This is a genomic window from Aeromonas oralensis (assembly GCF_049665575.1).
GTDB classification, from domain to species: domain Bacteria; phylum Pseudomonadota; class Gammaproteobacteria; order Enterobacterales; family Aeromonadaceae; genus Aeromonas; species Aeromonas hydrophila.
This window is the reverse complement of record NZ_CP187186.1, coordinates 791,693-802,500: the sequence shown is the minus strand read 5'-3', so window position 1 is coordinate 802,500 and position 10,808 is coordinate 791,693. Positions and strand designations below refer to the sequence as shown.

Genomic DNA, 10,808 nt, shown 5'->3' with positions numbered 1-10,808 from the left:
TGGTGCTGTTCGATCTGCCCCTCAACCCGGATCTGCTGGAACAGCGCATCGGTCGACTGGATCGTATCGGTCAGCAGAATATCGTCGAGATCCACGTGCCCTACCTGGAAGGGACTGCCCAGCGCGCCCTGCAGCTCTGGTATCACGATGGTCTGGATGCATTCGAGCAGACCTGCCCGACTGCCCGTCCGGTATTTGAAGCGGTGCGTGACGAGCTGTTCGAGCTGCTGGCCGCCAACACAGGCGATCAGGCCCCCCTCGACGCCCTGCTGGTCAAGACTCGCGAACTGCACGAGCCGCTCAAGGCCCGGCTGGAACAGGGTCGCGATCGCCTGCTGGAGATCCACTCCAGCGGTGGCGCCGCAGCCCAGCAGCTGGTCGACAAGCTGGCCGCCGAAGATGACGACACCGGCATGATCTCCTTCGCTCTCAAGATGTTCGACGAGATCGGCGTCAATCAGGATGACCGTGGTGAGAACGCGCTGGTGCTGACCCCGGGAGATCACATGCTGGTCTCCAGCTTCCCGGGCCTGCCGCAAGATGGCATGACCATCACCTTCGATCGCAACACAGCTCTGTCGCGGGATGACATGGCGCTGCTTTCCTGGGATCACCCCATGATGCGCGGCGGTATCGACCTGATCCTCGGCTCCGAGATTGGAGCGACCTCAGTCGCCCTGCTCAAGAACAAGGCGCTGCCCATCGGCTCCATCCTGCTTGAGCTGATCTTTGTCGCCGAGTCTGCAGCCCATCCCCAGCTCTATCGCTTCATGCCGCCAACGCCGATCCGTCTGCTGATGGACAAGAACGGCCAGAATCTGGGCGAAAAAGTGGCGTTCGATGCCTTCAACCGCCAGCTGACTCCGGTCAATCGCCACCTCGGCAGCAAGCTGGTCACCGCGTCCCAACCGGTGATCCACGGTCTGATTGGCAAGGGCCAGGCCATTGCCGAAGAGCTGAAAGGCGGGATTGTCGACAAGGCCCGCGCCCAGATGGCGCAGACTCTGCAACAGGATCTGGACAGGCTGGAAGCGCTCAAGGCGGTCAACCCGAACGTGCGCGACAGCGAACTGGATTATCTGCGCAATCTGCAGGCAGACTTGCACCACCTGATCGATCAGACCCAACTCAAGCTGGATGCCATCCGCTTTATCGTGGTCACCCATAACTGACGCGATACTGAAGAGACATGACCGGCTCATGCTGGATGCCATGCCCTTTATGATTGTGGTTACTCATAACTGATGGGGGCTTGCCCCCACCTTCTGATGCGAGACATTTATGTTTGAATACTCACCGCCTCTGGAACCCTGGCTCGATATCTTGTTCAAGGACAAGGACATCATGGTGGTCAACAAGCCCACTGGCCTGCTGAGCGTGCCCGGGCGCGGCCCCGAGAATGAAGACAGCGTCCTGCATCGGGTAAAGCAGCAGCACCCCAAGGCGGCGGCGGCTCACCGCCTCGACATGTCCACTACTGGCGTCATTGTCATTCCCCTCAATCCCAATTCCCATCGGGAGCTGAGTCGGCAATTTCGCGAGCGGGAGACTGAGAAGCACTACCTCGCCTGGGTGTGGGGCGAGCCGGAGGCAGAGTCCGGTCAGGTCGACTTGCCGCTCTGCGTCGACTGGCCCAACCGGCCGAAACAGAAGGTTGACCACGAGGAGGGACGTCATGCTCTGACCCTGTGGGAAAAATTGAAGGTAGAGAATGGCAACAGCCTGATCAAGCTGACCCCCATCACTGGTCGCTCGCACCAGCTGCGCGTCCATATGCTGGAACTGGGGCACCCGATTCTGGGTGACAACCTCTATGCCCATCCGGATGCACTGGCGGCAGCCCCCCATCTCTACCTGCATGCGGCCAGCCTGACCATCAGCCACCCCCGCAGTGGCGAGCGGATGACCTTCGAGGCGCCAGCCCCTTTTCCGGTCTGAGCCAAGATAGACATCGCGATATCGCAGACATAAAAAAGCCCCCATCGACTGGATGGGGGCTTTTTCGTTAGGGTCAGACGCGAATATCGATGTTACTTCCCAGAGAAGCGTTGGCCGATGTCGGTGCAACCGGTGCTGATTGAGCTGCTGTTTGCAGCAGTTTCAATGCAGATTCACCTTCTTGGGTCTGTTGTTTCTTGGCCAGGCTGGCCGTCATCAATGCAGAACCAAATGACGCAGATGCAGAACTAGATATATCCATGGTGTACCTCCTGCTTTAAGACTATCGGCCATCTTGGGCCAAGCATGAGCCATTTTGGCTAAATTAAATACGCCTTGTCGGGTTGACGCCGCTCCAGCCACTCCTCTTCCATCTCCAGCAGGGTTTGATAAACCTTCTCCGCCTGTTCTGGACGGCTGAACAGATAGCCCTGGCCATAGAGATGAATATCAGTGAGAGTGCGCAACACGTCGAGCTGAGCCTGAGTTTCTATCCCTTCACACACCAGACTCTTGCCCAGCATGGAACCCATCCGGCAGATGTTAGCGACCAGCTCGGATGCCTCGATGGACGTATCGATCCCTTGGATGAAGGAACGATCTATCTTCACCTTGCTGACCGGCAGCTTCTGCAGATAGCTGAGCGAGGAGTAACCGGTGCCAAAGTCATCCAGTGCCAGTTGTACCCCCTGCTGATTGAGGTCCTGCATCAGTTGCAGGGAGTTTTTCACCTCGCGCATGGTCGTGTCTTCCGTCACCTCCAGCACCAGACTGGCGGCCGGGATATGGTGATCCATCAAGGCCTTGGCAACCAGCTTCAAGAGATTGCGCTGATACATGCCGGGCGAGATATTCACGCACATCTGCAAATCAACCAAACCCAGTTGCTGCCACTGATAGAGCTGCTCGCAAGCTGTGTTCAATACCCAGCTGCCCAGCTTCTCGGCCAGCTGGAACTCCTCGGCAACCTGGATCACCTCGTTGGGAGGAATGAAACCCAACTCAGGGTGACGCCAACGCAGCAAGGCTTCCACCGCCTCGCAGCGGCCACTCTCGAGGTTGACGATGGGTTGGTAATAGAGCTCGAGTGCATTGTGCTCGAGCGCCATGATCATGTCGCTTGCCAAATGCTTGCGGCGCGCCGTTTCATTGAGCAACGAGTTGTCATAGATGACGTATGGCACATGAGTCTTGCGGCTGTGAAACAAGGCCTGCTCGGCCCGGCTGAGCAGCTCCTGAGTCTCCTTGCTGTCCATCGGGAAGAAGGCGATACCGATGCCCACCTCCAGGCGGAACGGGTAGTTGTCGATGATGATGTCCTGCTTGAGCGCATGCAGCAGGCGGGCCACCAGCTCCCTCACCTGGCGCAGGTCACTGCTTTCACGCTGGATCATGGCAAACTGATCGCCGCCCAGCCGGGCCACCCACTCACCGTTTTCACACAAATTGCGCATTCGCTTTGCCAGCTCCTGCAGCAGGAAGTCACCGGTGTTGTAGCCGAACTTGCTGTTGATGTCGCGAAAATCGTTGATGTCCACCAGCACCAGACCAAACGGCGTCTCCTTGGTGGCGTAGGACTCCATCTTCTCCAGCAAGGCCAGCCGGTTCGAGAGCCCTGTCAGGGTGTCGACCCGTGCCGCTCTGAAATGGCGGCGGGCCTCGCGGATCAGCAGAGCACTCAGCAGCATCACCGATAGCACCAGCCCAGACACCATGAACAGCAGGGCGTTGCGCAGCTGGCCAAAGCGTTTGTCATTACCTGAATAGACGTTGATGTTCTTCTGCATCACGGAGGCGAGAGAATAGGATAGTGGTTCCTGCAGAGGAACCAGTCGCATCAATATCTGCTGATAATCGGGTGTTCCCACCTTCAGATTGGTGATATTGGGCTCCATCTCACGAATGTTGCTTTCGATCAACTGCACCAGCCGCAGGGTCTTCTGCTTGTCTTTCATGCTCTTACGCAGCTGACCACTGAGCAGGATGGGGGTCCGGCTCCACAGGATGTCGTAGCGCAGCATCAGGGTATCGTGATCGATGCCGCCATAATGGTAGATCTCGACTGAGTTGAGAAAACGCCCCAACTCCAGTTGCAACTGCATCAGGGCCCAGGAGACGTCATAGGTATACCTCTCCATCACTCGGGTCGCATTCTGTATCTGCGCGAGGCAATAGAGAGTGCTTCCCGTAAACAACAGGATGGATAGGTAAAGAACGATGAGTAAAGGCCACGCCTTGGTCTTTGCTTTCACTCGTACTCCCGCAAGCCACTACATCAATGCTGAATATCAATGGCGTTGAGCTGCCAAATCATCATGTCGGTAAACTCCGAGCGTTTCAGCTCGGGATACTGATCCAGCGGTAGGATAAACCAAAGCGGTCCCTTATTCCGTACCCGCATGGTGACCCCGTCATCTTGCCAAGCCAGAATCGGGTCGTATTGCCTGACCTTATCCCAGTTGATCCTGATCTGAAAACTGTTCAAGGCCGTCAAGGTGATCGCCTTGCCATCCGCACCGACGGCAGCCAAGACATCGGCCAGCTTGGGCCCCACATATTTATGTGGTTTGTCGACCCAGGGATTGCTGGTCACAATCTCATGCTGCGGCAGGGCCTTGAGCATGGCAAGATCGAAGGAGACCACCCCTTCCGTCGCTTCGGCCGGCAGCACATTGCCGGTCACCTTCAAAATGACGGGTCCCTGTGGCGCCTCAAGTGCCATCACCGGCATGGCCAGAGAAAACAGTAATGGAATCAAACCCAGTACGCGCATACTCACCTCTGATTAAATCACTGACAATAGACTCAGTTTAGTCGCCATAAAAAAAACGGCCCGCAAAAGCGAGCCGTTTGGTAACCAGGGCTGGATTACATCATACCCATGCCGCCCATGCCGCCCATATCCGGCATGGCAGGGGCATCTTTCTTCGGCAGCTCGGAGATCATGCACTCGGTGGTGATCATCAGACCAGCGATGGAAGAGGCGAACTGCAGAGCAGAACGGGTCACCTTGGTCGGATCCAGGATACCCATGGCCAGCATGTCACCGTACTGTTCGGTGTAGGCGTTGTAACCGAAGTTACCTTCACCATTCTTCACCGCGTTGGCGATGACGGAGGCCTCCTCACCGGCGTTGATGACGATCTGGCGCAGCGGAGCTTCCATGGCGCGCAGAGCGACCTTGATACCCACGTTCTGATCTTCGTTGTCGCCACGCAGGCCAGCCAGTTTGGCAGCCACACGAACCAGCGCAACACCACCACCGGCAACCACACCCTCTTCTACTGCGGCGCGAGTCGCGTGCAGGGCGTCGTCAACCCGGGCTTTCTTCTCTTTCATCTCGACTTCGGTGGCAGCGCCAACCTTGATCACCGCAACACCGCCAGCCAGTTTGGCTACGCGCTCTTGCAGTTTCTCGCGGTCGTAATCAGAAGAGGTCTCTTCGATCTGCTGACGGATCTGGGCCACACGGCTCTCGATCAGGGATGCATCACCCACGCCATCGATGATGGTGGTGTTCTCTTTGGTGATGACGATGCGCTTGGCACGGCCCAGGTCTTCCAGGGTCGCTTTTTCCAGCTCCATGCCCACTTCTTCGGAGATCACGGTACCACCGGTCAGGATGGCGATATCCTGCAGCATGGCCTTGCGACGGTCACCGAAGCCAGGCGCCTTGACGGCAGCAACTTTCACGATGCCACGCATGGTGTTGACCACCAGAGTCGCCAGCGCTTCGCCTTCTACGTCTTCGGCCACGATGATCAGCGGTTTGCCCGCTTTGGCTACGCCTTCCAGCACCGGCAGCATTTCACGGATGTTGGAGACTTTCTTGTCAACCAGCAGGATGAAGGGATCGTCCAGCTCAACGGCACCGGTTTCCGGCTTGTTGACGAAGTACGGGGAGAGGTAGCCACGGTCGAACTGCATGCCTTCTACCACGGCCAGCTCGTCGTCCAGACCCTGGCCGTCTTCAACGGTGATCACGCCGTCACGACCTACTTTATCCATGGCTTCGGCAATCAGCTTGCCGACTTTCTCGTCGGAGTTGGCGGAGATGGTGCCGACCTGAGCGATGGCATTGTTGTCGGCACATGGCTGGGACAGTGCTTGCAGCTCGGCAACGGCGGCTACTACGGCCTTGTCGATACCACGCTTCAGATCCATCGGGTTCATGCCGGCGGCAACGGCCTTCAGGCCTTCGTTGACGATGGCTTGAGCCAGTACGGTAGCGGTAGTGGTACCGTCACCGGCGGCGTCATTGGCCTTGGAAGCAACTTCCTTGACCATCTGGGCGCCCATGTTCATGAACTTGTCTTCCAGCTCGATTTCACGGGCAACGGAGACGCCGTCCTTGGTGATGGTCGGCGCGCCGAAGGACTTGTCCAGTACCACGTTGCGGCCTTTCGGGCCCAGGGTCACCTTGACGGCATCGGCCAGGATGTTTACGCCTTCCAGCATCTTGCTGCGTGCTTCGTTGCCAAACTTGACTTCTTTAGCTGCCATTTCTTCAATCCTTCAATCAATTCGCAGGGGGAAAGGGTGGATTACTCTTCGACAATCGCCAGGATGTCGGTTTCAGACAGGATCAGTACGTCCTGACCATCCAGCTTCTCGGTCTTCACACCGTAGCCTTCGTTGAAGATCACCTTGTCACCAACCTTGACGGCGAGGGCTTTGACATCGCCATTATCCAGAATTCGGCCAGTCCCCACGGCAAGAACTTCACCACGGGTGGACTTCTGGGCCGCAGTACCAGTCAAGACAATGCCGCCAGCGGATTTGGCTTCAGCTTCGATGCGCTTGATGATGACGCGGTCGTGCAGTGGACGAATTTTCATCGATAACTCTCCCAAAATGAGTCTCTGTGTTGCTTTGAGGAATGGCCATTCCTGGCCAAATTAGATATGTCTCCGATGTGGGGCACGTTTGTTAACCCTTCAAGGGCAAATACAAAAAAAATATTTTCACGTACTATGAACGTCTTCGATGGATCTCCCGAAGTCCCGGTCAGGAAACCGGTTTGTGCTGCCCGCAGCCAGAACTCCGCCAGACGTACAGAGACGAGCCCGTGACCCGACCCAATCCCCTGCTGACCGCCCCCATGACGTCCGTATTGCTGCGCATGACGGGCCCGATGATCCTCGGCATCGTCGCCATTCTCGCCTTCAACCTGGTCGACACCTTCTTCATCGGCATGCTGGGCACCCAGGCGCTGGCCGCCATCAGCTTCACCTTTCCGGTGACCTTCGTGGTCACCTCGCTGGCGATGGGACTGGGGGCCGGCCTCTCTGCGGTGATGGGCCATGCGCTCGGCCAGGGCAAGCATGATGAAGCCGCCCGCATCACCACCGACAACCTGTTTCTGGCCGTGCTGCTGGTCACTCTCATCGCCCTCGCGGGGGCGCTGACCATACACCCGCTGTTCCGGTTGCTCGGCGCCAGCGACGAGCTGATCGCCCTCATCTACGACTACATGCTGATCTGGTATCTGACCGTCCCCATGCTGGTGCTGCCCATGGTGGGCAATGCCGCCATCCGGGCCACCGGCGATACCAAGACCCCCAGCCTGGTGATGACGGTGGCCGGGCTGGTCAACGGGGTGCTGGATCCCCTGCTCATCTTCGGCATAGGCCCCTTCCCCGCATGGGGGATCCGCGGCGCCGCCATCGCCACCTCACTCTCCTGGCTGATGGCCATGCTGGTCAGCCTCTATATATTGCGCCACCGGGAAGGACTGCTGCGCTGGCGCCTCTCCCCGCGCCCACAGTTGCTGGCCCACTGGCGCGCCTTGCTGCACGTGGCGGTGCCCGCCTCCTTCACCAACATGCTCAACCCGCTGGCCAACGCCGTGCTGATGACCATCTTCGCCGGGCTGGGGACGGAAGTGGTGGCGGCCTACGGCGCCGCATCGAGAGTGGAGGCCCTGCTGCTTATCGTGATGATGGCGCTCTCCTCCGTGCTGGCCCCCTTCATCTCGCAGAATTGCGGGGCAGGCAACCCGGCCCGTGCCAAGGCAGCGCTGCAGTTTTGCATGCGCTTCGCCCTGCTGTTCCAGCTGGCGGTATACGCACTGACCTGGCTGCTGGCTCCCTTCATCGCCGAGCTGTTCAGCGATCATCCACAGGTGGTGCGCCTCATCGTGCTCTATCTGCACCTGGTGCCCATCGGTTACGGCTTTCAGGGCATGGTGATGCTGCTTGCGTCCGCCTTGAATGGCGTGAGGGCTTCCAGCGTCTCCTTCCTGTTCAACGGGTTGCGGCTGTTTGTCTTCTTGCTGCCAGGGGCCTGGCTGGGGGCGAAACTGGGAGGGGAGCAAGGGATCTATCTGGGAATTCTCGTGGCCAATCTGGCGGCGGGCACCCTGGCCTGGTGGTATGCCCGCCACCGCTTCGAGCGGCTGTGCCATCAGGGCAGGCCCTGATGGCAGAGGAAAGTAAGCGCAGCAGTTACTCCTTGCGCTCGAACTCCCCTTCGATGGTGGTGCCGCTGCGCGGAGCTTGACCCGGCTGGTCATTGCCCGGCACCTCGTCGAACGGCTGCTGGCGGGCCTGAAAACCGCCCATCTGCATCTTGAACTGGTTGCTGCCGATCAGCTTGTCGGCCAGCTTGTTGCGCAGCCAGGGCTGCAGCAGCAGGATGCCAAAGAAGTCGGTCACGAAACCCGGGATGATCAGCAGCAGACCGGCCAGCGCCAACATCATGCCCCCCATCACCTCACGTCCCGGCATCTCCCCCTGCTGCATCTTCTGCTGCGCGTTGAACAGGGTCTTGATCCCTTCGCTGCGCACCAGCGAGGAGCCCAGCACCGCCGTCAGAATGAGCAAGCCGACGGTCGGCAAGGCACCGATCACGGAGCCGACTTCGATCATCACGGTGAGCTCAAGCACCACCAGACCGACCAACAATAGAAACAACTTGCCCATAACAACCTCAGTGCGGATGAATGTAAATGAACCGCTGGCGACGTGCGACAACGGCTGATGCCGTTGCCAACCCACCATGGTATCGGTTCCTGTTGATTAAAATGGGGCGTGACGCGCATTTTTCAAGTCCACAGGGTGACGAGGAGCCGGATCCACAGAAAAACCGGTCTGCCAGACTGTGATTGAAGTCATTGTTCTGTCAAAGTAAATCGGTTGATTGCAATATCTGTTTAATGACCACAAGTTATTTGAGGTTGTCTCAAATTTAGTGATCCAGGTCTAATATCAGATACCTCAATTGGGGTAATATCGACGCCAGTAATTAAGGGAGCAAAAAAGCTCCCAACCGCCCCACTCGATGTGTGGTGCTTCAGGATGAACCGTGCGTAAGGAACTCGCGACCACTCGGTGAGGATCGTTTCCATTTATCTGATTTCTGAGGCATTACAATGAGCGACATCAAGAACGTCCGCATTGAAGAAGACCTGCTGGGCACCAAAGAAGTTTCCAACGATCTCTACTACGGTGTGCATACCCTGCGCGCCGTTGAGAACTTCAAGATCAGCACTCAGAAGATTTCTGACGTTCCGGAATTCGTCCGCGGCATGGTACTGACCAAGAAGGCCGCCGCCCTGGCGAACGGCGAACTGGGTACCATCCGTCCTGAAATTGCTGACAAGATCGTAGAAGCCTGCGACCTGATGCTGAACACCGGCAAATGCTTCGACCAGTTCCCGGTCGACGTTTACCAGGGTGGTGCCGGCACCTCCGTCAACATGAACACCAACGAAGTACTGGCCAACATCGCCCTCGAAATCATGGGTCTGGCCAAGGGCCGCTACGACGTCATCAACCCCAATGACCACGTCAACAAGTGCCAGTCCACCAACGATGCCTACCCCACCGGTTTCCGCGTGGCCGTGGTCAACAGCACCGACACCACCCTGCACGCACTGGAAGCGCTGATCGCCGCCTTCGATGCCAAGGCCGCCGAGTTCAAGGGCATCCTGAAGATGGGCCGTACCCAGCTGCAAGATGCGGTGCCGATGACCCTGGGTCAGGAATTCCACGCCTTCGCCGTCACCCTGCGCGAAGAGATCAAGTCCATCAAGCGTTGCCAGGAGCTGCTGCTGGAAGTGAATCTGGGCGCCACCGCCATCGGTACCGGCCTGAACACCCCCCCCGAGTACTCCGCCCTGGCCATCAAGCGCCTGGCCGAGATCACCGGTCGCGCCTATGTTCCGGCTGAAGATCTGATCGAAGCGACCTCCGACTGCGGCGCCTACGTGATGCTGCACGGCGCCATCAAGCGTCTGGCCATGAAAATGTCCAAGATCTGTAACGATCTGCGTCTGCTCTCCTCCGGCCCGCGTACCGCACTCAAAGAGATCAACCTGCCGGAAATGCAGGCTGGCTCCTCCATCATGCCGGCCAAGGTCAACCCGGTCATTCCGGAAGTGGTCAACCAGTCCTGCTTCAAGGTCTTTGGCAACGACGTCACCATCACCTTCGCCGCCGAAGCCGGTCAGCTGCAGCTGAACGTCATGGAGCCGGTGATCGGTCAGGCGATGTTCGAATCCCTGAGCCTGATGGAAAAAGCCTGCATCTCCCTGCGCGAGAAGTGCGTGGAAGGCATCACCGCCAACCCGGAAATCTGCATGAACCACGTGCTGAACTCCATCGGCATCGTGACCTACCTGAACCCCTTCATCGGCCACCACGAAGGCGACATTGTCGGCAAGATCTGTGCCCAGACCGGCAAGAACGTCCGTGAAGTCGTGCTGGAGCGCGGCCTGCTGACCGCCGAGCAGCTGGATGAAATTCTCTCCATCGAGAACCTGATGAACCCGCAATACAAAGCCAAGCGTTATACCCGCGAAGCCACCGTATAAGCGAGCAAATGGGCCGGGTTTATCCCGGCCCATAAAGTCAGTTCCCGATAGGTCT

10 protein-coding genes (1 of these 10 cut by a window edge) are annotated in these 10,808 nt (G+C 58.2%); 4 read left to right on the top strand and 6 right to left on the bottom strand.

From position 1 onward, the window contains the following. Window positions 1-1,172, top strand: the 3' portion of a protein-coding gene (gene rapA, locus ACPDZI_RS04015; protein WP_438834057.1) for an RNA polymerase-associated protein RapA. The gene continues 1,696 nt to the left of window position 1, outside the view; the window shows 1,172 of its 2,868 coding nt (coding positions 1,697-2,868); the start codon falls outside the window, past its left edge; it ends in the stop codon at window positions 1,170-1,172. 109 nt (window positions 1,173-1,281) lie between these two features. Beyond that, a complete protein-coding gene (gene rluA / locus ACPDZI_RS04010; RefSeq protein WP_076495860.1) occupies window positions 1,282-1,938 on the top strand; it encodes a bifunctional tRNA pseudouridine(32) synthase/23S rRNA pseudouridine(746) synthase RluA in 657 nt (218 codons plus the stop codon). Window positions 1,939-2,011: 73 nt separating this feature from the next. Here the strand turns inward: rluA and ACPDZI_RS04005 are convergent, their stop codons facing one another. From ACPDZI_RS04005 to ACPDZI_RS03985, 5 genes are all read right to left on the bottom strand, one after another. Continuing rightward, the gene (locus ACPDZI_RS04005) at window positions 2,012-2,200 is read right to left on the bottom strand and encodes a hypothetical protein (RefSeq protein WP_073348952.1); all 189 of its coding nucleotides are present in this window, start codon (window positions 2,198-2,200) and stop codon (window positions 2,012-2,014) included. Window positions 2,201-2,258: 58 nt separating this feature from the next. Next, window positions 2,259-4,190, bottom strand: a complete 1,932-nt coding sequence (locus ACPDZI_RS04000; RefSeq protein WP_438834056.1) for a putative bifunctional diguanylate cyclase/phosphodiesterase — start codon at window positions 4,188-4,190, stop codon at window positions 2,259-2,261. A gap of 23 nt (window positions 4,191-4,213) precedes the next feature. Then, complete coding sequence (locus tag ACPDZI_RS03995; protein WP_016349563.1) at window positions 4,214-4,711, bottom strand: hypothetical protein; 498 nt, start codon at window positions 4,709-4,711, stop codon at window positions 4,214-4,216. 95 nt (window positions 4,712-4,806) lie between these two features. After that, complete coding sequence (groL, locus tag ACPDZI_RS03990; protein ID WP_011704804.1) at window positions 4,807-6,441, bottom strand: chaperonin GroEL; 1,635 nt, start codon at window positions 6,439-6,441, stop codon at window positions 4,807-4,809. Window positions 6,442-6,482: 41 nt separating this feature from the next. Beyond that, complete coding sequence (locus ACPDZI_RS03985) at window positions 6,483-6,776, bottom strand: co-chaperone GroES (protein ID WP_005309514.1); 294 nt, start codon at window positions 6,774-6,776, stop codon at window positions 6,483-6,485. 182 nt (window positions 6,777-6,958) lie between these two features. Here ACPDZI_RS03985 and ACPDZI_RS03980 point away from each other — a divergent pair, with 182 nt between their 5' ends. After that, window positions 6,959-8,359 carry an MATE family efflux transporter gene (locus tag ACPDZI_RS03980; protein ID WP_080769066.1) on the top strand — a complete coding sequence of 467 codons (1,401 nt, stop codon included), beginning with the start codon at window positions 6,959-6,961 and terminating at the stop codon, window positions 8,357-8,359. A gap of 25 nt (window positions 8,360-8,384) precedes the next feature. On the opposite strand, the gene ACPDZI_RS03975 is transcribed toward ACPDZI_RS03980, so the two are convergent. Then, window positions 8,385-8,861, bottom strand: a complete 477-nt coding sequence (locus tag ACPDZI_RS03975; RefSeq protein ID WP_024946196.1) for an FxsA family protein — start codon at window positions 8,859-8,861, stop codon at window positions 8,385-8,387. 449 nt (window positions 8,862-9,310) lie between these two features. Here ACPDZI_RS03975 and aspA point away from each other — a divergent pair, with 449 nt between their 5' ends. Further along, window positions 9,311-10,753, top strand: a complete 1,443-nt coding sequence (gene aspA, locus ACPDZI_RS03970; RefSeq protein WP_016349560.1) for an aspartate ammonia-lyase — start codon at window positions 9,311-9,313, stop codon at window positions 10,751-10,753. Window positions 10,754-10,808: the final 55 nt, after the last annotated feature.

Bases quoted from the DNA above. Each gene is read 5' to 3' on its own strand.
- rluA (WP_076495860.1), top strand. From the start codon at position 1,282: ATGTTTGAATACTCACCGCCTCTGGAACCCTGGCTCGATATCTTGTTC.
- ACPDZI_RS04005 (WP_073348952.1), bottom strand. From the start codon at position 2,200: ATGGATATATCTAGTTCTGCATCTGCGTCATTTGGTTCTGCATTGATG.
- ACPDZI_RS03995 (WP_016349563.1), bottom strand. From the start codon at position 4,711: ATGCGCGTACTGGGTTTGATTCCATTACTGTTTTCTCTGGCCATGCCG.
- groL (WP_011704804.1), bottom strand. From the start codon at position 6,441: ATGGCAGCTAAAGAAGTCAAGTTTGGCAACGAAGCACGCAGCAAGATG.
- ACPDZI_RS03985 (WP_005309514.1), bottom strand. From the start codon at position 6,776: ATGAAAATTCGTCCACTGCACGACCGCGTCATCATCAAGCGCATCGAA.
- ACPDZI_RS03975 (WP_024946196.1), bottom strand. From the start codon at position 8,861: ATGGGCAAGTTGTTTCTATTGTTGGTCGGTCTGGTGGTGCTTGAGCTC.
- aspA (WP_016349560.1), top strand. From the start codon at position 9,311: ATGAGCGACATCAAGAACGTCCGCATTGAAGAAGACCTGCTGGGCACC.